The 24,096-nt window shown below is 64.3% G+C and carries 22 protein-coding genes; 10 read left to right on the forward strand and 12 right to left on the reverse strand.

Annotation, left to right across the window (positions count from 1 at the left end):
• Nucleotides 1-8: 8 nt before the first annotated feature.
• A complete protein-coding gene (locus DTX69_RS11025; protein WP_119301591.1) occupies nt 9-809 on the forward strand; it encodes a helix-turn-helix transcriptional regulator in 801 nt (266 codons plus the stop codon).
• A gap of 18 nt (nt 810-827) precedes the next feature.
• A complete protein-coding gene (gene msrB, locus DTX69_RS11030) occupies nt 828-1,259 on the forward strand; it encodes a peptide-methionine (R)-S-oxide reductase MsrB (RefSeq protein ID WP_119301592.1) in 432 nt (143 codons plus the stop codon).
• Here the strand turns inward: msrB and DTX69_RS11035 are convergent.
• Nucleotides 1,243-1,944 (reverse strand): RNA polymerase sigma factor, encoded by a 702-nt coding sequence (locus DTX69_RS11035; protein ID WP_162917080.1) that lies wholly within the window; start codon nt 1,942-1,944, stop codon nt 1,243-1,245. The genes msrB and DTX69_RS11035 overlap by 17 nt on opposite strands.
• Before the next feature lie 118 nt (nt 1,945-2,062).
• Here DTX69_RS11035 and DTX69_RS11040 point away from each other — a divergent pair, with 118 nt between their 5' ends.
• The 4 genes from DTX69_RS11040 to DTX69_RS11055 all read left to right on the forward strand — a co-directional run bounded on the left by DTX69_RS11040 (nt 2,063) and on the right by DTX69_RS11055 (nt 6,060).
• Entirely contained in the window at nt 2,063-2,602 is a 540-nt protein-coding gene (locus tag DTX69_RS11040; protein ID WP_119301593.1) for a DUF4142 domain-containing protein, read from the forward strand.
• Nucleotides 2,599-2,943: a plastocyanin/azurin family copper-binding protein gene (locus DTX69_RS11045; RefSeq protein WP_162917081.1), complete on the forward strand. Its 345-nt coding sequence runs from the start codon at nt 2,599-2,601 to the stop codon at nt 2,941-2,943. The genes DTX69_RS11040 and DTX69_RS11045 overlap by 4 nt, the downstream gene beginning before the upstream one ends.
• 92 nt (nt 2,944-3,035) lie before the next feature.
• On the forward strand, nt 3,036-4,643 hold the full coding sequence (locus tag DTX69_RS11050; protein ID WP_119301595.1) for a 5-guanidino-2-oxopentanoate decarboxylase: 1,608 nt from the start codon (nt 3,036-3,038) through the stop codon (nt 4,641-4,643).
• 4 nt (nt 4,644-4,647) lie between these two features.
• Complete coding sequence (locus tag DTX69_RS11055) at nt 4,648-6,060, forward strand: pyridoxal phosphate-dependent decarboxylase family protein (protein ID WP_119301596.1); 1,413 nt, start codon at nt 4,648-4,650, stop codon at nt 6,058-6,060.
• 145 nt (nt 6,061-6,205) lie between these two features.
• Here DTX69_RS11055 and DTX69_RS11060 read toward each other — a convergent pair whose 3' ends face one another.
• Nucleotides 6,206-8,389, reverse strand: a complete 2,184-nt coding sequence (locus DTX69_RS11060) for a mechanosensitive ion channel family protein (protein ID WP_162917082.1) — start codon at nt 8,387-8,389, stop codon at nt 6,206-6,208.
• Between the two features lie 194 nt (nt 8,390-8,583).
• On the opposite strand from DTX69_RS11060, the gene DTX69_RS11065 reads away from it, so the two are divergent.
• On the forward strand, nt 8,584-9,549 hold the full coding sequence (locus DTX69_RS11065; protein ID WP_119301598.1) for a glycosyltransferase: 966 nt from the start codon (nt 8,584-8,586) through the stop codon (nt 9,547-9,549).
• Here DTX69_RS11065 and DTX69_RS11070 read toward each other — a convergent pair.
• Nucleotides 9,525-11,324: a hypothetical protein gene (locus DTX69_RS11070; RefSeq protein WP_119301599.1), complete on the reverse strand. Its 1,800-nt coding sequence runs from the start codon at nt 11,322-11,324 to the stop codon at nt 9,525-9,527. The genes DTX69_RS11065 and DTX69_RS11070 overlap by 25 nt on opposite strands.
• 198 nt (nt 11,325-11,522) lie before the next feature.
• On the opposite strand from DTX69_RS11070, the gene dmeF reads away from it, so the two are divergent.
• Nucleotides 11,523-12,509 (forward strand): CDF family Co(II)/Ni(II) efflux transporter DmeF, encoded by a 987-nt coding sequence (gene dmeF, locus DTX69_RS11075; RefSeq protein WP_119301600.1) that lies wholly within the window; start codon nt 11,523-11,525, stop codon nt 12,507-12,509.
• On the opposite strand, the gene DTX69_RS11080 is transcribed toward dmeF, so the two are convergent.
• A complete protein-coding gene (locus tag DTX69_RS11080) occupies nt 12,472-13,692 on the reverse strand; it encodes a multidrug effflux MFS transporter (protein WP_284735697.1) in 1,221 nt (406 codons plus the stop codon). The two genes, dmeF and DTX69_RS11080, sit on opposite strands and share 38 nt — an antisense overlap.
• A 173-nt stretch (nt 13,693-13,865) precedes the next feature.
• Between DTX69_RS11080 and DTX69_RS11085 the strand changes: the two genes are divergently transcribed.
• Together DTX69_RS11085 and DTX69_RS11090 are read left to right on the forward strand one after the other, a co-directional pair.
• On the forward strand, nt 13,866-14,507 hold the full coding sequence (locus tag DTX69_RS11085; protein ID WP_119301601.1) for a pyridoxamine 5'-phosphate oxidase family protein: 642 nt from the start codon (nt 13,866-13,868) through the stop codon (nt 14,505-14,507).
• An 8-nt stretch (nt 14,508-14,515) separates the two neighbouring features.
• Nucleotides 14,516-15,037, forward strand: coding sequence for a Spy/CpxP family protein refolding chaperone (locus tag DTX69_RS11090; RefSeq protein ID WP_119301602.1), 522 nt, complete (start codon nt 14,516-14,518; stop codon nt 15,035-15,037).
• A gap of 58 nt (nt 15,038-15,095) precedes the next feature.
• Here DTX69_RS11090 and DTX69_RS11095 read toward each other — a convergent pair whose 3' ends face one another.
• The 8 genes from DTX69_RS11095 to DTX69_RS11130 form a co-directional block, all read right to left on the reverse strand.
• Nucleotides 15,096-16,100 carry a hypothetical protein gene (locus tag DTX69_RS11095; protein WP_284735698.1) on the reverse strand — a complete coding sequence of 335 codons (1,005 nt, stop codon included), beginning with the start codon at nt 16,098-16,100 and terminating at the stop codon, nt 15,096-15,098.
• 115 nt (nt 16,101-16,215) lie between these two features.
• Nucleotides 16,216-17,472, reverse strand: coding sequence for a glycosyltransferase family 4 protein (locus DTX69_RS11100; protein ID WP_119301603.1), 1,257 nt, complete (start codon nt 17,470-17,472; stop codon nt 16,216-16,218).
• Nucleotides 17,460-18,200 carry a class I SAM-dependent methyltransferase gene (locus DTX69_RS11105; RefSeq protein WP_119301604.1) on the reverse strand — a complete coding sequence of 247 codons (741 nt, stop codon included), beginning with the start codon at nt 18,198-18,200 and terminating at the stop codon, nt 17,460-17,462. Before DTX69_RS11105 ends, DTX69_RS11100 begins: the two co-directional genes overlap by 13 nt.
• The gene (locus tag DTX69_RS11110) at nt 18,197-19,525 is read right to left on the reverse strand and encodes a glycosyltransferase family 2 protein (protein WP_284735699.1); all 1,329 of its coding nucleotides are present in this window, start codon (nt 19,523-19,525) and stop codon (nt 18,197-18,199) included. Before DTX69_RS11110 ends, DTX69_RS11105 begins: the two co-directional genes overlap by 4 nt.
• Entirely contained in the window at nt 19,522-20,748 is a 1,227-nt protein-coding gene (locus DTX69_RS11115) for a glycosyltransferase family 2 protein (RefSeq protein ID WP_119301605.1), read from the reverse strand. The genes DTX69_RS11110 and DTX69_RS11115 overlap by 4 nt, the downstream gene beginning before the upstream one ends.
• Before the next feature lie 3 nt (nt 20,749-20,751).
• The gene (locus DTX69_RS11120) at nt 20,752-22,551 is read right to left on the reverse strand and encodes an ABC transporter ATP-binding protein (RefSeq protein WP_119301606.1); all 1,800 of its coding nucleotides are present in this window, start codon (nt 22,549-22,551) and stop codon (nt 20,752-20,754) included.
• Nucleotides 22,552-22,609: 58 nt separating this feature from the next.
• Complete coding sequence (locus tag DTX69_RS30605) at nt 22,610-22,795, reverse strand: NAD-dependent epimerase/dehydratase family protein (protein ID WP_284735700.1); 186 nt, start codon at nt 22,793-22,795, stop codon at nt 22,610-22,612.
• A gap of 3 nt (nt 22,796-22,798) precedes the next feature.
• Nucleotides 22,799-23,980, reverse strand: a complete 1,182-nt coding sequence (locus DTX69_RS11130; protein ID WP_119301607.1) for a glycosyltransferase family 2 protein — start codon at nt 23,978-23,980, stop codon at nt 22,799-22,801.
• Nucleotides 23,981-24,096 lie beyond the last annotated feature (116 nt).

A 24,096-nucleotide genomic window follows, 5' to 3' on the forward strand; every position in this document is an offset into this window, starting at 1 on the left:
GGGGATAGATGCTTAAGCGTACGCTGGATTGGTATCCGGCCTTGGCCGAAGCGATCCGGGAGCTGGATGGACCGCGCTTTGCGCCGGCCTTGGCCCGCGCCCTGCGCCAGGTCGCCCCGTTCGACCACACGGTGATCTTCGGCTATCGGGGGGAGGAGCGGCCCCTCGACCTCTATGATGATTTCGGCCCGCAGAGGCGCGATATCTTCGTGACGGTCTATCAGGCCGGACCCTATCTGCTCGATCCTTTCTTTCATGCCAGCCGCAACAATGTGGCGCCCGGGCTCTATCGCATGCGGGGCTTGGCGCCCGACCGCTTCTATCAGAGCGAATATTACCGCTCCTACTACGTGCAGACCGGCCTCACTGAGGAGATCGGCTTTTTCCTCGCCACAGGCGATGGCGCGCGGGTCGTCATTTCGCTGATGCGCGCCGGCCATTCGCCGGCCTTCAATACGCGGGAGATGACGGCGCTGCACGCGGTCGCGCCGGTGGTGATCGCGGCGGCGGAGCGCAACTGGCGCGGCCTGGCCCAGCGCTTCGACAATGCGCCAGGAACCCTTCCCGCCGAGGCGGCCTTGCGCGAGGCTTTCGCTGCTTTCGGCCGGCACCGCCTGACCCATCGTGAAAGCGAGGTGGTGGCGCTGGTGCTGCGCGGCCATTCCTCGGAGGCGATCGCCGCCGCGCTTGGCATCGCGCCGGGCACGGTCAAGATCCACCGCAAGAATATCTATGCCAAGCTCGGCATCGGGAGCCAGACAGAGCTGTTTTCCATGTTCCTGGCATCCTTGTCCGGCGACCGAGCGTAGAGGATTGGAGGCATCGACATGGCACTCTTCAGCAAGAGCAATATCGCCCCCACCGAGGGCTACGAGGTCATCAAGTCGGACGAGGACTGGCGCCGGCAGCTCACCCCGGAGCAGTTTGCCGTCATGTTCGAGCATGCGACCGAGCGCCCTGGCTCATCGCCCCTGCTGCATGAAAAGCGGCCGGGAACCTTCGTCTGTGCTGCCTGCGGTGCGCCAGCCTATGACATGGACACGAAATTCGAGAGCGGCACCGGCTGGCCCAGCTTCGTTGCACCGATCGAAGGCGGCACCGCGACACAGACCGACCGCTCTTTTTTCATGGTCCGCACCGAGGTGCATTGCGCCAAATGCGGCGCGCATCAGGGCCACGTGTTCGAGGACGGTCCAGCGCCGACGGGCCTGCGCTACTGCATCAACGGCGCGTCCCTAAAGTTCAAGCCGAAGGCGTGAAAACAGCCAGGCGCATCAATACACGCTGGATCAGCCGGTCGCACCGCTCGCCTGCGAATGGCAACATCTCGCCGAAGCTCAGCTTCAGTTCGCGCTGCAGCCTTTCCCGCAGCTTGCGGCGGGCGCGCAGGAAACGGGTGCGGACGGTCTGAGGATTGAGGTCGAGGAGCTGCGCGACTTCCTCGACGCTCAAGTCCTCCAGCGCGCGGAGGATGAACACCGCGCGTTGGTCTTCCGGCAGGTCGCCAACCGCGTTTTCCAGATAGGGCCGCAACTGCGCGCGCATGACGGCGGACTCGGGCGACAGCGCAGGGTCTTCGACCGCTTCCGCCTTCGGCGAGCCGTCGGGCCGTAGCGGAATGATATTGCCGACCGCTGCCGCCTGCGCTTGCTTCTTGCGCCGGCGCATCAGCGCTTCATTGATGGCGATGCGGGTCAGCCACGTGGACAGCGCCGCCTCGCCGCGGAAATTGGGCAAAGCGGCGAAGGCCTTGAGATAGCAATCCTGCACGGCATCTTCCGCTTCCTGCTCCTCCCGCAAAATACCCCAGGCGGCACGATAGAGCCGCCGGTTGTTGCGGCGCATGATCTCGGCCATCGCCACCGCATCGCGCGCCAGGGCGCGCGCGATCAGGGTCGCTTCGCCGGTGCTGGTGTCCGCTGGGTCTAGTTTTGGAGTCGCCATCACCGCATTAGATGCGCCGAATGCCGGAACGTTCCCGCCTCGATTCTGCGCGCGAAGGGGAACGCGGCGCAAGGCGCCAGCATCCAACCTGTATCGCAACCAAACGGGAGGAACGCTCATGTCTCGGACCATATTGGCCGGTCTTATGCTGGCCGTAGGGCTGGCGGCGGGTTGCGCTGGCTCCGCCACGGCCCAGGACCCCGCCAAGCTCAATGACCTCGAAATTGCCCACGCAGCCTATGTTGCGGGCGATATCGATATCCGCAACGCGCATCTGGCGCTCGCTCTCTCTGACGACCCCAAGGTGCGCGAGTTCGCCGAGCTGATGATCCGCGATCATGAAGCGGTGAACCAGGCCGCACTCGATCTGCTGGAGAAACTCAAGGCCGAGCCGCAGGACAATGCATTCAGCCAGGCTCTGATGAAGGGTGCGCGCGACAACTGGGCGAAGATGGCACAGCTTTCCAGCGCCGAATTCGACAAGAGCTACGCCGCCAACGAGCTTGCCTATCATCAGACCGTGAACAAGGTGGTCGGCGAGGCCTTCATTCCGAACGTGGAGAATGGTGAGTTGAAGACCCTGCTCGGTTCCGCGCTCGATACATTCAAGGCGCACGAAACGCACGCCAAGCAGATCGTGGACGAGATCGGATCGTGACACTAGTCGCAAGGCGCGGCGCCGGTTCGCTGTCATGGGGCCGGCGCCGCTTTCTTGCACTATTGTCCACAGCCCTCTTCGTCCGACCGGCGCAAGCGGAGAGTCCGGTCGTGGAGATCCAGCAATTCGAGTTTGTGCCGGCTGATATCGAGATCGCAGCGGGCAGCACTGTCGTATTTGTCAATCTCGACCTGGCGCCGCACACGGCCACAGGCGAAGGCTTCGACACTGGCGCGCTGCGCAAGGGTGAGCGCAAGGAAATCGCTTTCCCGACCGCAGGGGAGTTCGCATACCTCTGCAAGTTCCATCGCCACATGACGGGGCGCATCGTGGTCCGTTGAGCAGGCCACCGGCAGGAATCGCCAAAGCCGTCCATATCCGTTATCTCTACTCCCCGGGAGTATCGTCAAAAAAATCAGGGACGGGGATTTCTATGCGTACCGTTGGCATGTATCTAGCCGAACTGCTTGAAGCTTATGGCGTCGAAGTGATATTCGGCATTCCGGGCGTCCATACGGTGGAGCTCTATCGCGGCCTGCCGAATACGAAAATCCGCCACGTCACGCCGCGGCACGAGCAGGGCGCTGGCTTCATGGCCGACGGCTATGCGCGGGTCAGCGGCCGCCCCGGCGTGTGCTTCATCATCACCGGGCCGGGCATGACCAACATCGCCACCGCGATGGCGCAGGCCTACGCCGATTCCGTCCCCATGCTGGTGATCTCCGCAGTCAACGCCCTGGGCCAGATCGGCTCCGGCGAAGGCTGGCTGCATGAGCTGCAGGACCAGCGACAGCTGATCAAGCAGGTCTCTGCGTTCAGTCACACCGTCATGACGCCGGCCGAGCTGCCCAGGGTGATGGCGCGTGCCTTTGCCTTGTTCGCCGGAAGCCGGCCTCGTCCGGTCCATATCGAGCTGCCGCTCGACATCATCACTGCGCCGGCGGACAAGCTGCCGCCGATCCGCGCCATCGTGCCGCCTTCGCCGCCGGCCGCTTCGCCCTCGGCCCTGCAGGAGGCGGCGAACTGGCTGAATATTGCCAAGGCGCCGGTGCTGTTGCTGGGTGGAGGCGCGCAGGATGCCGGCTCCTTCGTGCGCGCGATCGCCGAAAAGCTCGACGCGCCGACCGTGATGTCGGTCAATGGGCGCGGCTTGCTCCCGCCCCGCCATCCGCTGGCCGTGCCGTGCAGTCCATCCATGCCGCCGACCATGAAGCTGATCGAAGGCGCCGACGTCATCCTCGCCATCGGCACGGAGTTCGGCTCGACCGACTATGACTGGTTCGAGCAGGGCGGCGCGAAATTCAACGGCAAGACCATCCGCATCGACATCGACGCGCAGCAGGTCGTACGCTCGCGCCAGCCTGACCTGCCGATCGTCGCCGATGCATCTGAGGCGAGCTCCGCTTTGGTGCCGCTGCTGAGTTCCGCAAAGCGTGACGGCGCTGCACGGGCCGCTGCGGCGCGCGATGCCGTCCTGGCCGATCTCAGCCGCACCTATCGCGCTTGCCTGCATCTGATGGAGACGGTGCGCGATGCCCTGCCGGGCGCGGTGCTGGTCGGCGATTCGGCGCAACCGGTCTATGCCGGGTGCATCTGTTATCCATCGGCGGCGCCACGCTCCTGGTTCTGCTCGGCGACCGGCTATGGCACGCTCGGCTATGCGCTGCCGGCGGCGATCGGTGCGCAGCTTGCGGCGGCGGACCGGCCGGTTGTCTGCCTGATCGGCGACGGCGGCCTGCAATTCACGATCGCGGAGCTGGCGTCGGCGCGGGAGGCGGGAACACCGGTCATTGTGCTGCTCTGGAACAACAACGGCTATGGCGAGATCAAGACCTATATGGTCTCGCGCCAGATCCATCCGATCGGCGTCGACATCTTCACACCGGATTTCCAGGTCCTCGCGAAGGGCTTCGGCTGCGAAGCGGTGACGCTGAAGAAGCCGTCCGATCTCCCCGGCCTGCTGCGCGAGGCAGCCAAGCGCAAGACCGCGACCATCATCGAGATCGAGGAAAACGACTACGTCGCGAACTACGAGGGGTGATCCAATGCGGATCGAGGAGATCAGGGGCTGGGGCGCGAAGATCGCGGACTGGGCCGCGCGCTATCTCTCGACCGTGCACGAGCGGCCCGTGCGTTCGCCGCAGGCGCCGGGCGCGACGTTGAAGGCCCTGCCTGCCGCACCGCCGGAACGCGGCGAAGACATGGAGGCGATCTTCGCCGATTTCGAGAAGATCATCGTGCCCGGCCTCACGCATTGGCAGCACCCGCGCCACTTCGCCTACTTTCCCTGCAATTCCAGCCCGCCATCCGTGCTCGCGGAATATCTGACCGCCAGCCTTGGTGTGCAGTGCATGCTCTGGCAGACCTCACCGGCGGCAACCGAGCTGGAAATGCGCGTCATGGACTGGCTGCGCCAGATGCTTGGCCTGCCCGAGGAATTTCAGGGCGTCATCCACGATACGGCCTCAAGCGCGACGCTCTCCGCCTTGCTGACCGCGCGCGAAAAGGCGCTCAACTGGCGTGGCAACGGCCAGGGTCTCAGCGGCCAGCCTGCCGTTCGGGTCTATTGCTCGGAACAGGCGCATTCCTCCATCGATAAGGCCTGCTGGATTGCCGGCATCGGTCAGGACAATCTAATCAAACTACCGTCGAGCGGATCGCTCTACGGCATGGATGTCGCGGCACTCGATCGCGCGATTGTCGCGGACCGCGCCGCGGGCCATCTTCCCTCTGCCATCGTCGCGTCCGTCGGTGCCACCTCGGTGGGTGCGTGTGACGGTGTCCGCGCGATCTGCGAGATTGCGCGACGGCACAATATCCACATCCATGTCGATGCAGCCTGGGCCGGCAGTGCGATGATCTGCCCGGAGTTCCGCGAACTGTGGGACGGCGTTCAGCTGGCGGACAGCGTCGTGTTCAATCCCCACAAATGGCTGCTGACCAATTTCGACTGCACCGCCTTTTTCGTGCGCGATCCCGCGGCGCTGGTGAAGACGCTCGGCATCCGCCCGGAATATTTGAAGACACAAGGCCGCGACGGCATCATCAATTACAGCGAATGGTCGCTGCAACTCGGTCGCCGCTTCCGCGCGCTCAAGCTCTGGTTCGTGATCCGCGCCTACGGTCTCGAAAACCTGCGCAACCTGGTCCGCGATCATGTGCGCTGGGCGCAAGGGCTAGCGGAACGCATCAAGGCAACTGCGGATTTCGAGCTGGTGACGCCGCCGATCCTCTCCCTGTTCAGCTTCCGCTATAAGCCGGAAGGCACCGCCGATCTCGACGCGCTCAACGCACGCCTGATCCAGGCGATCAACGATGACGGCCGCACCTATCTCACTCAGACGCGTTTTCAGGACCAGTTCGTCATCCGCTTCGTGGTCGGCCAGACCTACACGACGGAACGTGACGTCACCTTCGCCTGGGAGGTGATCCAGGAAATCGCGCGCAACATCAAATAGCTGTCATCCCGGCCGAGCGCAGCGAGAGCCGGGACCCATTCGGCGTCAACGCCTCGCTACATCTTTGACGGAACTTGTTCGCCGACAGACCGCATGGGTCCCGGCTCTGCGTCACTTCGTGACTTGGCCGGGATGACAGTTGAAATTAAGCGCCCTCCGGCGCCACCTTGTCTCTGGTGAGTTCCAGGGCCTGGCGGGCGACCGCGGCGGCATCTTCGCCTTGTGCCACCGTCACGGTCGGGAAAGCGAAATTGATACCGTTGGCGTCGAAGGCCTTCTTGATCATGGCATAAGCCTTGCGCCGGATGACGAACTGCTCGCCGGGCTTGGTCATCATCTTCATGCGGATCTGGATGGCGTATTCGCCGAACTGCTCAACGCCTTGCATCTTCAAAGGCTCGATGATATTCGGCGCATATTCGGGATCGGCAGCCAAGTCCTTGCCGACCTGCTTGATGATCTTCTTGGCCTTGTCGAGATCGCTGTCATAGGTGATGCCGATCTGCATCTTGTCGATCACCCAGTCGCGGCTCATGTTCTGCACCGCGCCCAATTCGCCGAACGGCACGGTGTAAAGCGGCCCACGATGGTGCCGCAGCTTCACCGACCGCAGCGAGAAGGATTCGACCGTGCCCTTGTAGCTGCCGCTCTGGATATACTCCCCGACGCGGAAGGCATCGTCGAACAGATAGAACACGCCACTGATGATGTCCTTCACCAGGGTCTGCGCGCCGAAGCCGACTGCGACGCCGATCACGCCGGCACCGGCGATCAGCGGCCCGATCTCCACGCCCAAAGCCGACAACACCATCATTGCCGCCACGGCGATCACCACCACCAGCAACATGTTGCGGAGGATCGGCAGCAGCGTGCGCAGCCGCGAGCGCCGGCGCGCCTCTTCGCTGTCGACCTCGCCGGCACCCATGGCGTCGGCGATCTTGCTATCGATCACGGCGCGCACCAGCCGCCATAGGAAATCCGCGACCAGCACGATGACGACCGCGCTCAAGGCGCCACGGATCAGCCGCGTCGCCACCGTATCGCGCGCGGTCAGCTCGATCAGGTCGATGTCCCACACATGGGCGAGAAGCAGCGCGGCCACGACGACCAGGGCGGCCCGCAATCCGCGCTCCAGGGCGACGGCGGCGAGGATTGGCGCGCCGCGATCTTCCATCGCGCCCTCGACCGGTCGCAACAGGTGTGCGACCGCGTCGCGGCTGATGGAGAGGAGGAACGGCAAAGCGCTGCCGATCAACAGCAGCCAGAAGGCAGGCATCAGATGCAGCGCCCATAGTACCCACATCGCCACGAACAGGATGGTCGCAATGACGGACTTGCCGCGCCGTCCAATGCGCCGCCGCGTGGCATCCGCCGCCGGCTCGACGACCGGGCGCCGCCAGATCACCTCCATAGCTAGGCCAAGTAGGAAGAGGCCTACGCTATAGCTCAGCAACTTGAGGCTGGCGGGCGATACACCCAGCGTGCGCAAAAGACCGAGCGTGACCCAGGTGAAGGCCACCACGCTGACCGCGATGATGATGCGCCGCTGCCAGAACTTTGCCGCCGGGTCGGACATCGGGATAATGCGAAAGCGCGCAGCGCGCCCGCCACCCGGCGCCAGCAGGAAGCCCGCAACGATGCGCGCTAGCCAGCCACACAGGAACGCCACGAGGTAGCCGAGCACGATCTCGCGCAGGAGCAGCGGCCAGGTGAAGCAAAGAAATGCCCCAACGCTGCCGATCGTGAAGGACAAGGCCCAGCCGATCGCGAAAGCCAGGCGCGCCACCATCGCCCGCAGCCGATCGCCGACATTCAGGATCTCCCTGCCGATCAGCCAGTTGCGGAACGCAGTGGTCACCCACCAATAGCCCCACGCAAACAGGAAGCCGACGCCGATAAAGATCGCGATCAGCACCAGGATGGCAATGAGCCCGTGCTCCTCGAACTCGAGCGACAGGATGATCCAGGCGCGCTCGAGCTCGGCCGGCAGCTTGTGCCGGGCGGCTGCCAGCAGCGCCAAGTTGTCCCGGAGGAGCTGCAGCCGCTCGGCGAAATAGCTCGCCATGGACCGCTCGGGCTGTGGCGCAGGCGCCGGCACGTCGGCAGCGTTGTCGACCGGTGGCTGGCGCTCCAGCCATTGCTGAACGGCGGGGTCCCGCAACAATTGCAGGAGCAGCTCGACCTGATGCGGCGGCTGCTCTGCCGTGGCTTGCTCCTGCCCCTGCTGCGCCATGCTGGACGGTGCGGCCGCCGCCAGCAAGAGCACGAAACTCAATAGGCCGGCCACCAATCGCAGCCAAGCCATCACGCCAAAGTGGAAGATGCTCATTGCAGACCCCCAGGGCGGCCGCAGCGCACCGCTCCAGGCCAGCATAACGCGGGAGCGGACGCCTTGGAATCCCTGGTCTTTTGGCCAGAATCCGGCAGATTCAGAGAAAATTAGCCATCCGGCGCAAGACTGCATCCGTAGGCCACATCGTGCGGCGCCTGTGCTGCGCCATGGCCGGAGGGGCAGGAGTGTCGATGGACGGTGGTGAGGGCGGTGGGCCGCAGGTGGCGGTGCTGATTCCCTGTTACAACGAGGCGGTGGCGATCCCGCACGTCATCCGGGACTTCCGCGCGGCTCTCCCGCAGGCGCGCATCTATGTCTACGACAACAATTCCAGCGATGGCACCGCATCCGTTGCGCGCGAAGCAGGCGCGATCGTTTGCCACGAGCCCTTGCAGGGCAAAGGCAATGTCATGCGCCGTATGTTCAGCGATGTGGAGGCGGACATCTACGTCATGGTGGACGGCGACGGCACCTATGATGCGACCAGCGCCCCGCGTCTGATCGAGGCGCTGCTGGAGCAGCAGCTCGACATGGTCGTGGGCGCCCGGGTGGAGCAGGCGAATGCCGCGTATCGCCCCGGCCATCGGTTTGGCAACCGCATGCTGACCGGATTGGTAAGCATGATCTTCGGCCGCAACATTCGCGACATGCTGTCCGGCTATCGCGTCCTGTCGCGGCGGTTCGTGAAGTCGTTTCCGGCCATGTCCTCGGGATTCGAGATCGAGACCGAGCTGTCGGTCCACGCGCTCGAGCTGCGGATGAAGATCGCGGAGATCGACACGCCCTACGGCGCGCGCCCGCAAGGCTCGATGAGCAAGCTCTCCACCATTCGCGACGGCTGGCGCATCCTCAAGCTGGTCTCGCATTTGACGAAGGAGGAACGTCCGGCGGACTTCTTCGGCGCCACCTTCCTGGCGCTTGCCGTTCTCTCCGTCGGGCTGGGCACGCCCGTCATCATCGAGTTCCTGCAGACCGGGCTCGTTCCGCGCGTGCCAACCGCGATCCTCGCCACCGGCATCATGATCCTTGCCTTCCTGATGCTGACTTGCGGCATCATCCTCGAGACCGTGACCACATCTCGGCGTGAGATGAAGCGCCTCGCTTATATGAGCATTCCGCTGCGAACGTGGGACTACGCGCCAGTCCGCACCCGATAGAACCGCATACCTGATTCCGCCGGATCAGGTATCTGCTCGAGATAGTCCGGCACCTGCCCGGCCGACAGCCGCTCGGCGAGGCCGTCGTGAGTCTCCGTCTTGAACACCGTTTGGTCCTCCGGACCCGGGCAGGTGACGACCCACCCGATGCCCCGCTCCTTCATCCTTGCCTTGATCCAGGGATCGTCGTTCGAGGTGAATAGGTCGATCGTCGCGCGCAGGCCCTCATTGTTGCGATGATAGGGCGCCGCCAGAACGCTGTGCGGGGTACGGAACAGAATCATGGATCCGGTGTCGATGTAACTCAGGACGACGGCGGGCTCTATGCCCTGAAGGGGAGCGAGATCGCTGTCCCGCGAGCATGGCAAGGTCACCAGTCGCGTGGCCACTGAGCCACCCGAAAGTTTCGCGGCGATCGCGTCGTAAGCACCCTGGATGCTGGGCCAGAACGAAATGGAGCAGATGTAGAGCACCACCACTGCCGCCGCGTATCTCACCCAACGGCTCGGTCTGCGCCAGAAGTATCTGACTGTCTCGGCAACCAGCCCGGACAACGGCAGCAGGGCCATCGATTGCGCAAGGCTGACGGTCCGTATCTGCCAGAACACCATTGCGCTCGTAGCCAGCACAAGCACTGCGATCGTGCCCCACAGGATTCGGCCTCGTTCGCCCGCTCGCACGACATGCCAGACGCAATAAGCCAGACCCAGCAGAGATGCCCACAGATACATAAGCGCGCGGAACGGGAAGGCCGCGAACTGGTCCGCCCAGGGCCTGGCTTCCATGACGTGGCTCAGCCAGCGAAGCTTGACGACGGGGTCGATCGCCTCGAAGCCGCCGTCCAGGCAGTCGGGGAATGCGAGGGCGAATGCAACACCTGCGGCGACACCGCACGCTCCGGCAACGAAGAGCCTCGCGACGGACGAGCTTGCATAACGGCCAAGGATTGCCATGCCTGCAAAGCCTATTGCGATCAGCCCCAGCATCCCGACAGGCATCAGGGAAAATGCATCGCACGCCGGCGAGAACCATAAGGCGCGCGGCTGGGATGTCGCCAGGATGGCCGCGCCGATCACGGTACCGAGCAGGCCCGCCATCGCACCGTACCGGGCAAGCTGGCCGCCGGCATAGCACCAGGCCAGACCGAGCGCGACGAACCACGCAACGATCACCGGCAGGGTCTCCGCTCCGATCCAGATTGAAAGCGCGAACGGCACGCCGGCCCAGGCGATGACCTTGCCCCAGCGCGGGCGAGCCAGTCCGTAGAGCAGCAGCGTCAAGGCCGCCATCATGCTGACCAGCTGCAAGCCATGATGATCGACGCGCCCCGGAACGAATTGGACAATGCCGTACGACCCGCCGATTGCCACCAGCAGCGCGATCGGCGAGCGCGCCCGGCCGAGCATGAGGCGCGCGGCGAACGCGAAGAAGGTCAGGAACAGCAGGAAGTAGAGCGGCGGCACGAGAATCGCCGCAGTGAGGATGGCATCACGCTCGCCCAGAACCGGCGACAGAGCGAGCGTCACCAGCGCGATCGGCACATCCGGCAGCCGCGCCCAATGCATCAAGGTGCCGTCGGGCGGGTTCAGGCGATATTGCGTCAGGTCGGCCCACGCCTGGCCCGCCAGCAGGTCTCGCACCTGGACGAGGCGCATGAAGTCGTCGGTATCCCACGAGCTTCCGGACCAGGCCTTCGGGACCCAAAGTGCCGCCATTGCAGTCGCCACAATGACCCAGATGATGATGATCAGCTTGCGGTATTCTGCGGCTGGCATGCGCTTCCCGGCGTGTAATGGGTTCCCGACCAGATTGCGCTACCATAGGATCGGTCTGGTTATCTGGTGATTAACGGCACCGTTACGTTATTTCATCCAGTGCGGCACTGTGCCGTCCGCCCAAGATGCGCTCGACGCGGTGCCGCTCCGGGATTACATCCGGTGAGGCGAACGCGGCAAGAAGCGGCTTTGAAAATCATGCGCGGCGACGCGGACGAATCCTGGTTCGAAACGCACAATTTCCTCGGCAGCCAGCACGAGCGGCATGAGCGGCGCACCTGGATGGTCGTGGCGCTGACCGCCGCGACCATGGTGGTGGAAATCGTGGGCGGTGCCTGGTTCAACTCGATGGCGCTGCTGGCCGATGGCTGGCACATGGCGACCCATGCCGGCGCAATGGGGCTGGCCGCATTGGCCTATCGCTTCGCACGCCGCCATGCGCGCAATCCGCGCTTCACCTTCGGGACCGGCAAGGTCGGCGACCTCGCCGCTTATAGCAGCGGCATCATCCTGGCCGTTGCCGCGGTGATGATCGGTTGGGAATCGCTGCAGCGCTTGGCGCGGCCGCTGCCGATCGCCTTCGATCAGGCGATCCTGGTGGCGGTGCTGGGTCTGGCCGTCAACATCATCAGCGCAGGCATGTTGTGGACGCGGCACGGCCACGGTCATGCTCATGCGGATGTCCATAAGCATGATCATGGACACGTGCATCATCATACCCATCACGCTGATCACAACATCCGCGCCGCGTTCCTGCATGTGGTGGCGGATGCCATGACCTCGGTGCTGGCGATTGTTGCGCTGGTGGCCGGCCGGTGGTTCGGTGTGGTTTGGCTTGATCCGGTGATGGGACTGGTGGGTGCTGTGGTCATCCTGCACTGGTCGATCGGATTGATGCGCGATACCGGCGGCATCCTGCTCGATATGGAGGCGGGCGGCGACCTTGCCGCGCGCATCCGCACCGATATCGAATCCAAGGAAGGCGACCGGGTTGCCGATCTCCATGTGTGGCGCGTCGGACCGGGGCATTTCGCCGCCATCGTCGCCATCGTGACCCGCCACGCGACCGACGCGGGCGAGCTGAAGATGGCTCTGAAAGAGCGCTATCCGTTGGCGCACCTGACGGTCGAGGTGCTGGCGACCGCCCCTAAGGGTGGCGGCGATAGCGCTCTGCGAGAAACATAGCAAGGCCGGCGAGGATGGTGAGGGCGGCGAATCCGGCGATCATCGGCCGTACCGTTCCGTCATAGGCTTGGCCCAGCCCCCAGCCGAGAACCGATGAAATGACCGTTGCGAGCGATCCGACCACCGCCGCGGCCGTGCCGGCGATATGCCCCATCGGCTCCATCGCCAGGGCATTGAAGTTGCCGAACAGGACCCCGACGAAGAAGAAGGTCAAGAGCAGATAGCCCATCAGCGACCAGAGCGGCGGATGCCCGTCCAGCAGCAATGTCGCGATGAAGAACGCGAGGGACAAGGCGCTGGTCGCGGCCAGGCCGCTGCCTGCTAGGCGCCGCATGCCGAGCTTCATGACCAGGCGCGCATTCAGCATCGAGGCCGCGCCGAACGCGAGGGCATTGGCGCCGAAGTAGATCGGGAACATGGCGCCAAGCCCATAGAGCTCGCCCAGGATCTGTTGGGTGGAGGCGAGATAACCCACGAAGGCGCCGAACACCAACCCAGCCGCAACCGTGTAGCCCAGTGTCACCGGATTGCTGCACGCGTCTGCAAAGGCCGAGAAGATGCGCTTCAGGGAAAAGGCCGCGCGGCGCTCCTCCCGCAGGGTTTCCTCCTGGCGCCAGGCGAACCAGGCGAGGCCGAGGACTCCCTCGGCCAGCAGCGCGATGAAGATGAGGCGCCAATCCCCGAGAAAGAGCAGCCCTTGGCCCACGGAGGGGGCGATCACCGGCACGATGATGAAGACACCCATCACCATGGACATGACGCGGGCCATGGCGCGTCCTGAATAGAGATCGCGCACCAAGGCCAGCGAGACGATGCGCGGGCCAGCCGCGCCGACGCCCTGCAGGAAGCGCCCCGTCAGCATGATCTCGAACGACCAGGCGAACACGCACAGCAGGCTGCCCGCGATGAAGATCGAAAAGCCGATATAGGCGGCAGGCTTGCGTCCCAGCGTGTCTGACAAAGGACCATAGGCGATCTGCGCCATCGCGAGGCCGATGAAGAGAACGATAACGACCAGCTGCCGGTCATTCTCGTCGGCAACGGCGAGATCGCTCCCGATCAGCGGCAAGGCAGGCAGCATCGCGTCGATCGAGAAGGCGATGATCGACGTCATCACTGCCATCAGCGCGATGAACTCGAAACTGGCCTGATGGCCGCTGGAAGATTGGGTGGCGTAGTTCACGGTTTTCCCTCGCAGGGCGGTCCCCTTCGCATGATGAACACCACCTGTCAAACCGTGCTCGGCGCATGGACCGCCTGCAAAATGCGGGATCTGGCCGCGCGATCCGATATCTTGCGGGGGCAAGGCGGCCGTGATCTATTGCTGCGAATTGTTCGCAATCAGGGGGTAGACCCATGGCGGATCAGCACCAGATCGCAAGCGCGGCGGAGTTGCGGCGCCTCTATGGACATGCCGAAGGCCTGGCGGCGAAGAAGTCCCTGCCCAAGCTCGATCGGCACGCCCGCGACTACATCGCCCGTTCGCCGTTTCTCTGCATTGCCACGTCGGGTACAGGCGGCCGTGCGGACGTTTCTCCACGCGGCGACCAACCCGGCTTTGTGCAGGTGCTGGACGATTATTCCCTCGCAATCCCTGACCGGCCGGGCAACAACCGGCTGGATACGATGGAAAACATCCTCATCAATCCGAACGTGGGACTGATCTTCATGATTCCCGGATTCGAGGACACGCTCCGGATCAACGGCAAGGCCACGATCACGGCCGACCCCGCGATCCTCGAGCGCGCCACGGTTGATCGCAAGCAGCCGAAGGTTGCCATCCACATCGCGGTGGAGGAGGCGTTCTTCCACTGTGCCAAGGCCTTTCGCCGCTCGCGCCTGTGGCAGCAGGACGCGATCGTGGATCGGAAGGTTATGCCCACCCTCGCGCGTATCATCCTGGAGCAGACCGCTGCCGCCGAGGTGCCGCCGCGGGACGAGGAGGTCGCCGCCTGCGATGTGGCGATCGAAGAGGATTACAGGACGCAACTTTATTGAGGCTCACCATGATCCGGTTTGCATTGCTTGCCTTGGCTTTGATCGCGATGCCCGCCATTGCGGACACGACGCATCACGGGCAGCATTCGCCCTATGCCGGGCTGCACGCGCGTGACATTAAGGCGCTGTCTCCCGAGCAGATCGCGGATCTCAAGGCCGGCCGCGGCATGGGCCTGGCACTGGCGGCTGAATTGAACGGCTATCCCGGCCCGCGGCACGTGCTCGATCTGGCGCAAGAGCTCGCACTGACCTCCGATCAGCACCAGCGCACGAGCGCGCTGTTCGAAGCGATGCGGCAGGAGACCAGCGCGCTCGGCGAGCGGCTGATCGAAGCGGAACGCGCGCTCGATCGCCTGTTCGCGGAGCAACGGGCGACTCCGCAATCGGTCGTGGCGGCGACGCTGTCCGCGGGCACGATTGAAGGCGAGCTGCGCGCCGCGCATCTGCGCTATCACCTCGCCATGATGGACATTCTGACGCCGGAGCAGATACAGACCTATAACCGGGTACGCGGCTACGCTCATCATTGATGGTCCTCGCGCCGAGTTTCGACGTTGGCGTCCGGAAACAAGGACTGCTTAGGGCGGGTTAGAGGTCGCGTGCCCGACCACCCCACGTTGCTGCCAGCGAGGCGCAGAACGCACCGGCCAACATAGCAACGGCTGCCCACAGTGCCGTATACATGCCTGCCTGGCGCGCGACATCGGCCGCTTCCCTGGCGGTCTGAATTGCTTCTGCCCGTGCGGTCTTTGCGCGGTCGATGACCCGGTTCACCCGTTGCTCGGCCTCGGGCTGGGAGAGCCCGGTCTCCTGGGAGACCAGCTGCGCAAGATAGGTCCGGTCCTCGGACGAGAGCTCCCCATCCAGGGCCATGCGCACGATCCGACCGACCTCCTCGCGGTTGATCTCGGTGTTGGCGCCCGCCGCCTGTCCAGGCATCGCCATCATGGCGCCGGTATCGGGGCTCGCGGGCTGTGTGGTGGCTTGGCCCGCTGGCGGTTGTCCGCCCTCGGCTGTGGCACCCGGCCTGAATAGCGAATCGACGAAATACCCGATCCTGTCTCCTCCCGCACCCGCTTCATCGGTCACCGCCGCCGCCACAGCAGGAGCCGCCTGGCCCGCCGCATTGAGTCCGGCGGCGCCGAGAGCGATGCCGCCGCGGGCCGCCGACAAGGCAAGCGAGGCAATCATCAGGATGGTGACAAGTGCGCTGACCGCCCAGACCACCAATCCATGCGCGGTATCGCGGAAATAGGTTTCGTCCCCGCGCAGGCCGATGAGCTTGGAGCGCAAGCGTCCGGCCAGATACCCGCCGATCCCGGAGGCTACGGCGTGGACAACGACGAGGAAGATCGCCGTGCCGATGCCGATCGCGGCGGCGGTTTCGCCTGCATCCTGCCCCAGGAACTGCCAGGGCGTGGTGACCGACAAGCCGAACGCTGCCCCGATTGCGAGCAGCACGAACGACAGAGCGGCGGCCGATAAGGCGCCGGCGAAGATCGCTCCCCACGAAACGGCGGGGCCGCCGTCGATCATCTCGGCTTCTTCGAATGCGAATTCGGCTCGAGTTGCGGTGGGATCTTGAACAGCCATGATGCAATCCCGGTCAGTTTTCTGCGACGAGAACAGCCTCAAGGCACCGCCGTTGCCCCTGGGCTGCGACGACGGCATCTCATTTGACAAACTGACAGACAGCCGCCTGTGCCCCCTAGGCGGTTCGTTCCTTCCGGTTCTGGCGCACAAACTGGTCAAGGGCAGCACCGACGGCCGCGATGGAGAAATGCTCCTCGACGCGACGGCGCGCTGCGCTGCCGAGGCGCGCCCGCAGGGTTGGGTCCGCAACTAGGCGGTCCAGGGCCGCGACCGTGGCACTCACATCTTCCCGGGGCGTCACGATGCCGCCGTCACCCTCTCCTGCTGCGAAGATATCAGGGAAACCGTGGGCATCGCTCGAGACGATCGGCAAGCCGCACGCCATGGCCTCCAACGGCGCCACCGGCATGCCCTCCGTGCGCGAGGTCGTCAGGTAAACATCCGCCGCCGACAGCCAGCGCCGCATCTGCGCGCGATCCGTGATGTAGTCAGCGATCCAGGTCATCCGCTCCGGCGCCTGCTCCTCAAGCAAGCGGGCAAAGGCAGCGTGATCCTGCCCCGAGCCGATGACGAAAGCGCGCGCTTCGGGATGCCTGGCAGAGAACAGCTTCCAGGCCGCGACCAGGATATCCAGGCCCTTTCGGCCGATATCGGTGCGGCCATGATTGATGACGATGAAATCCGCGGCCGACAGGCCGAGCTGTTCGCGCGCTTTAACGCGGTCCTCCGGGCGCCACTCCTCGCAGTCGAGCGGATTGGGAATACTCGCGATCGGCACCTGCACGCGTGGATAGGCCGCAGCCAGTCGCGCCCGCTCGCGCGCCGAGGCCACAATCAGGCCGCTGCAGTGCCGCAAGAACCACGGACGCAGAATCCGCTCGATGGGGGAGAGCGTGACGTCGCCGCCCTGGAAGGTCGCGTAGATCGGACAGCGCGTGCGTCGCGCCAGCACGCACAGCAGATCGAAGCGGAAGTATTCATATTCCTGCGCAATGATGGCGGCGCACCGCTCCTTGGTCAAGACAGTGCGGAAATCGCGCATCGGGCTCTTCAGCCACCGCTCGAGATATCCCAAGGAGGTGATTGGATCCCGGCGCGACCGCTGCGCGGGTGCCGCCCACACAGTGGCGCCGGTACCCGCGTGCTCCAGGCGTGTCAGCGTGCCGACACGCTCCGACGCGCACACGATGATCGGCCGCCAGCCCTGTCCCTGGAGCGCCAGAACGTAGCCGAACAGCCAGCCGCCGGTCATTCTGGACACGAAGTCGTTGAGATCGAGATTAAGCGGATCGAGGAACTCCTCGATCGCCTCGCCCCAAGGGAAGATCGCAATGGTGCGGCCGGTGCGAGTGCCGCGATCTATCGTCGCCATGCGAACGCGGTCTCGCTGCCAGGCGCGCCCGGCCGGTGCGCCAGATAGCCGATGGAGACGACGGGCGCGCTGAGGGCGTAGGCGATCTTGCGCCCCCGGCGCCCAAGCCGGGAGAACGCCACGTCGTGATAGAACGACGTCACAGGGTTGATGAAAGTCGCGGACCGCTCCGGCGATGCGCCGAACAGCCTGGTCAGTTCCTGCACGCTGTATCCTCGACGGACATGTCCCCAGCTTGCCATCAACTCCGCTTCCGGCGGGCAGAGCCGTTTCATGAAGCCGTAGAAAGGATACCGCCAGTCGGTATTCGGTGTCGAAACGAGGACCGCGCCTTCTGGGCGTGCGACACGCAGGGCTTCCGTGGCCGCCAGACCATCTTCGGGGATGTGCTCGAGCACATCGAACAAGGTGACGGCGTCGAATATACCATCTGGAAACGGCAATCTTCGCGCGTCTCCACAGACGAAGGAAGAAGCGGCACCCGCCGGGCCCTGTCCATGCAGCGCGAAATCGACGTCGATCGTGACCACGTCCGCATCAGGATAGAGCAGGCGGGCGAGGCCGGAACGGCCGCCGCCGATCTCCAGGATCCGCGCGCCGCGATCGCCGACACGCTCCGGGGCAACCCTGTGGATGGCCCGCATCTTTTCCCGATAGAACAGTCCGTCCGTCCACGCATGCGGGAACGGATTGCGCGCGAGGAACGCGCCAAGCGGGGCCTTCATCATGGTCGCGATTCGCTGGTCGAGGCTCCGACCGGGCCGATCCTGGATGGGGAGCCCGACCGATCGTGCCAGCGCGGCCGGATGGCGTAGTGCAAGCCGCACAGCCAGCCCACAAATTCATCCCAGAGAATCTGGAGCCGCGGGATGCCGCCACCATCCCGCACCGCCCGAAAGGCCGTTCGCACGAAATAGCCGGGTAGCTGCCGGAAAGCGCGGCGGATGTTGCCATAGTGGCGGAACCGCGCCGCTTGCACGAACAGGGCGGAGACATGGCCTTTCATGTAAGCCCTCACCTGCCGGCGCAGCGCGTCCCATTCCTCGCGGTGATGATGCGTGACGCAGGCCCTCGGTTCGTAAAGACAGGCGCCGCCACCAGCCAGCAAGCGATACCAGAGCTCGGAATCCTCGGAGCAGCCGGATGCGCCTGCCCCCAGGCGCTCGTCGAACAAGCCGATCCGATCGAACAGCGAGCGCCGGAAGGCCATGTTCGCGCCGGCACCAATCCGCCAGACCTGGGCGCCCATGGGGCAGGTCTCGGCAAAGAAGCGTCCGTCGAAGATTATCGGTACGCACTCCGACCCGAGCCCGCCCATCCGGAACTGGAAGAAGCACTGCGCCGGCGTGGCCAGCCTGGCCGGCAGAACCAGGCCGGTCACCGCTTCCACACCCGCGCTTGAAAGGGCGCGGGCGATTTCCGCTGTCCAGCTGGAGGCGACCTCGACATCATCGTCCGTAAAGGCGATCAGCGCGCCACGACTTGCCCGGATGCCGGCATTGCGCGCAACACTCAGTCCTGGCCGTGGTTCGTGGACATACTCTACGCCGGCAACCTGCGCCGTGACGGCTTCGGCCGTGCGGCCCTTCGAATTGTCCACGACAATAATCTGGCCGGGCGGGTTCTCCTGCGCAACCAGGCTGGCGAGACAACGCTCCAGCGCGTCGGGCCGATCACGCGTGCACACGATCACACTCAGTTCCGTGACTGAAATCGCTGAGTCGTCCGCGAGCCGATCCAGCTGGTTCAGCAGGCCGCGATCCTCTGCTATGGCGCCCAATGGCACTGCGATCAACGGCCGCCCATCGATGGTTGCGCGGGCCGGACCACCGAATTGGGGTGCCCGCGCTGCCAGCTGAGTCGCTGCGAGTTCAGCTGTGAGGGCGGCAAGTTCACCGCTGTCGAGTGGAAGTTGCTCCGGCAGATACGTCCTGATTCCGAGCGGAAGCGCGCGCCACCAGAACACCACGAACAGGGGCCGCGGGTTGGCCGCGACTTCCGGCCGCTCGCCGCTGAGCTCGACGTGACGGATATCCCAAGAGCTTGCGATCACGATGTCCGCCCTCGGATCTTCTGCACGCGCTTCAGCGAGCGGTCATACTCGCCCGCCATGCCGACGAGCCCACCCCAGAGTTCGGCCATCAGAAAGCCAAGCTCTTGAAGGCGGAAGCGACAGCCTGCGGCGGCCAAGTCTCCAAACTTGTCGAGCAGCCACCAGCGCAGGATGGCGTCCTGCTTGTTCTTCAGGGCGGGGTCGTCGCGCCGGGACTTGGTGAGGAAAGCCATGAAGCCAAGACCCCAGCTCCAATATTGCCGCCTCAGCTGGGGCATTGTCTCGCGGTGCTCGTGATAGACCGCATAGCGCGGTTCATAGGCGATTGTCCGGCCGCTCCGCAGCACGCGATAGAAGATGTCGAGATCGCCGCCGCCGGGCAGCGGTGCTCCGGTATCGAGCGCCTCGTCGAAGCCACCCAGGGAGACCAGCAGCGATCGGTCGAACGCCATGTTGCAGCCGGCGCCGACGATGCCGGCGCCGACCGGGTGCAGCGGATTGTCGGCGCTCGTGGCATGAAACCGTTTGGGCTCGAAGCCGCGGCCGAAGCCACCGCGCAGCTCGAACTGGATCTGCGCTGCGGTATCGAGCCTATACGGCAGAACCAGGCCGGTGAACCCGCCCGCATCGGGGCAACCTGCCCAGGCCGCGAACAAACCATCCAACCAGTGCTGGTCCACCACCACATCGTCGTCGAGGAAGGCAAGCAGGTCTCCGGTTGCGTGACGCAAAGCCGCATTACGCGCGAAATCGAGACCCGCGCGCGGCTCGAAGACATATTGAGCACCTTCGAAACCTGCGACCGCATCGCGTGTGGCGGAATCCACCGAAGCATTGTCGACGACCAGGATCTCGGTCGACAGAAAGCGGCTTGTCTCTTTCACCAGCTTGAGCGAGTCGAGCAGGCGAGCCAGGCGCTGCGCGCGATCCTTGGTGCAGATGGCTATGGTCAGTGACGGTGGCGTCATCTCGCGGCCGCGGGACCATCGCTCGAGCAGCGCCGTTTCGACTTCCAGCGCAAGCGCCCGGCGCCCAAAGCGCTTGACGCAGAGCGCCGCCAACTCCTCGGTGGAGATGGAAGACCCTGGCGTGGCGCCTGCCATATAAAATCCCGCCAGGCGGCCCTTCCATCGGGCGAGGAGGGCAAAGCCGTCCTGATGGGGACCCAGGGTGAAGGGGGCCAGGGTTTCGGACAGCTCGACCTCGACGATGCGATACGCCATGGCCTAGCCCCGCGCGGCGATCTTGCCGAATTGCAGGTCATGGAGCTTGGCGAACTGGCCTTCGCTCCGGAGCAGAGTCGCCGGCGCGCCGCACTCCACCACGCCGCCGCCGTCGAGCACGATGACATGGTCTGCGCTCGCGACCGTTGTAAGGCGGTGCGCGATGACGACGACGGTGCGGCCGCGTGTGTACATATCCAGTGCTTGTTGGATGGCCTGCTCCGATTCGCTGTCCAGCGCATTGGTCGCTTCGTCCAACAGCAGGATGTCCGGGTCCTTCAGGATGGTGCGGGCGAGCGCGATCCGCTGCCGCTGTCCGCCTGATAATCTCATGCCGTGATCGCCCAGTTCCGTTGCGTACCCCTGCGGCAGACCCCGGATGAACTCGTCGGCACCCGCGATTGTCGCCGCCTTGCGGATGGCTTCCGCAGGCGCGTCGAGATCGCCGTAGGCAATGTTGGCTTCCACCGTCTCGTTGAACAAGCGCACGTCCTGGGACATCAGGGACAGGCGTTGGCGCCAATCGCGAAGATCGAACTGCTTCAACGGCGTTCCGTCGGCCAGGATCTCGCCGGATGTCGGGTCCTCGAACCGGTACAGCAACCTCATCAAGGTCGACTTTCCGGCGCCGGAACGCCCGACGATCGCGGTCGTGGCGCCTTTCGGTATCGTGAACGACACGTGACTGAGTGCCAGGGGCTCTTGCGGCGCGTAGCGGAACGACACGTCGCAGAACACAATCTCCTTCTCGAGCGAACCGATGCGCTTCGTTCCGCTCTTGATATATGGTTTTCTGGTTGTCTCCAGATACTCTGCCACGTCGGCGACCGAGGCGCTCAGGCTCGCGAGCGCGACTTTGGAGGACATGATTTCCCGCACCGGCGCCTGCATGCGATAGAGCACTGCGAGGAACGCAGCTAGGACCGCGAAGGACGTGCCGATCATGCCGCCAGCCAGTATGAGCAGGCCGATCAACGCCGTGGCAAAGATCTCGGCCAGTGGCGCGGGCACGGCCCACAGCATGTCCATCCTCAGCATGCGGCGATGCAGCATCTCCGATAGCGCCTTGAAGCGCGACAGTTCGTAGTCCTCCCGCGCAAAGCTGCGGATGAGCTGCAGAGCGTTGATGTTCTCCCACATGCGCAGCCCGAAGCGCTTGTTCTCGGCGACCACGTCCTTGCCCAATGCGTCTGCCCGTCGGGTCGCGACGTGAACCATCGCGGCGCTGCAGGCCAGGAACAGCATGGCGACAGCCGTGAGTTTCACGGAGATCAGGAGCAACAGGACCACGAAGACGGCACAGCTGCAGGTGCAGATGATCAGGCGATAGACCAGGATAAGCCCGTTGCTCACCTTCCAGGTCTCCGTCGTCAAGGTATTGACGATATCGGTCCGCTTGTTGTGGACGCGATAATCGATGCAGGAGGAGATCGTCTGTTCAAAGATCTTCTGCCGCAGCTGGTGCGCGACATAGCCCCCGGTGAATCGCGTCACGAACGTATTGAGATAGCTCACCAGGTTCTTCAGGAGGACCGCGGCAAATACCGCCGCTACCAAGATGGCAACGCGCCTGTCGGGCGGGACCGGCTCCAGGAGGCTGTTGAACAGATGCCCGATCTGATCGCCTGCGTTGTCCGCCGCGCTCAGGCTCTGGATCAGCGGGATGAACAGATAGAGCGTCAGGGCTTCGAGAGAGGCCGCCGTCAGGCCCAGTGCGACGATCGCGGGCGACGCCCAAGCAGGCGGATCGGCCAGCTTCAGCATCCCCATCGCGCGACTGAGAAAGGTCGGCATCAAGCTCATCTGGGCAACCGGGCCCGATTATCGAGTCAATATAAACGGCGGCATCAAGCCGCGAAACCTATCCATTCGAAACGGCGCGCTGTTCAGCGCACATCTGCTCCGCGAACCAGTCGACCGTCATCTCGACGCCGACTTCATGGGGGATGTGGCACGTCCGATCCGGAAGCAGCTTGCGCGCCAGCAGCCTGTCCACGAGATGAGAACCGACAAATCCGGCGCCGCCGGTAACGAGCACGGACTTCATGTTTCAGCCCTCTTGGTAGGTTGAAATGCAGTTCAGTTTCCCCGATGCAAACGCCGACGACGTGCTTGCCCCGACCGCGCCGTCGGAAAGCGATCGCGAAGAGGATATCGCGCTACCCTTTGGCTTCGGCCGGTAAGCCCGATCGAGCTTTGCCAACCGGCGAAGGGCGCGCGACGTTGGTGTATCGTGATTCAGATCGATACCCTCCTTCGGATCGAAATCGTAGAAGTGGCGGAGTGGCTCCGCGTTCCATGCGAGCTTCGAAAGGGCCCGTTGCAGCTTCGCCCCGACGGCCGGAAGGTCCGTCCACAGCGCGCGGATGACGAAGAGGGGGCTTGAGGCGAACTGACGCGCAAAGGATCGCAGGCTCTCGCGGGCGCGCCATTTCCGAATGCTCATCTTCAGGTTCTGCCATTCATAGCGCTTCAGCATCGCACTGGCGGATAGTCCCGGAACGTCGCGGTATTCCGAGAACGCCTGGCTGACGGCCAGAATCCCGGAGCGGATCATCTGCTCCGCGTTCGACGACATGTTGTCCGGAATCCTGCGGTAGCCAACCAGGTATTCAGCGACTTCGCCGAAGCGATAGTGCCCGGCGATTCGGAGCTGCAGCAGCAGGTCTTCGCAGCCTTCCGCGTCCTGCTGCCGCAACGAAGTGTCGAACCCGCCGAACTCCTCTATCACTTCGCGGCGGATGAGAAGAGCGCTGCCGTTGCCCACGAGATTGGTATGGAAGTGTCGATGGAGCACCCATCCGCTGACCCCATATTTGTGCGGTGAGGCGAGCACCATTCCATCAGCATCGATCAGCCGGAACGGCGAATAGACCAGCGCCGTCTCCGGCCCGCTGGCCAGCAATGCTTGGAGCTGCTTTGCGATCTTCGTGGGATGCCACAGATCATCGGCATCGATGAACGCGATGAAAGCGCCTGTGCTGGCCTTGATCCCTGCGTTGCGCGCGGATGCGACGCCTTCGTTCGGCTTGGAAACCACACGGAAGCGCGGATCGGCGATGCTATGTCTTCGTGCGATCTCGGCCGTGTCGTCGGTCGACCCATCGTCCACCACGACGACCTCGAGTGTGCGGTGGGTCTGCTGCGATATGGAGTGCAGCGTTCCTGAAATGGTTTTGGCCGCATTGAATGCAGGCACAACCACAGAGACCAGCGGGCCGCCGTCGATCATTGAACGCGCTTCGCACTTTCCACCAAAGCGCACACTCCATAGCAGGAGTGCATCATGCTCGCGGACTCAAATCAGCAAACCGCACGGCGAGTACATCGGTTGTCACTGACTGCTCA

This window comes from Dongia deserti, from assembly GCF_003574735.1.
Classification (GTDB): Bacteria; Pseudomonadota; Alphaproteobacteria; order Dongiales; family Dongiaceae; genus Dongia_A; species Dongia_A deserti.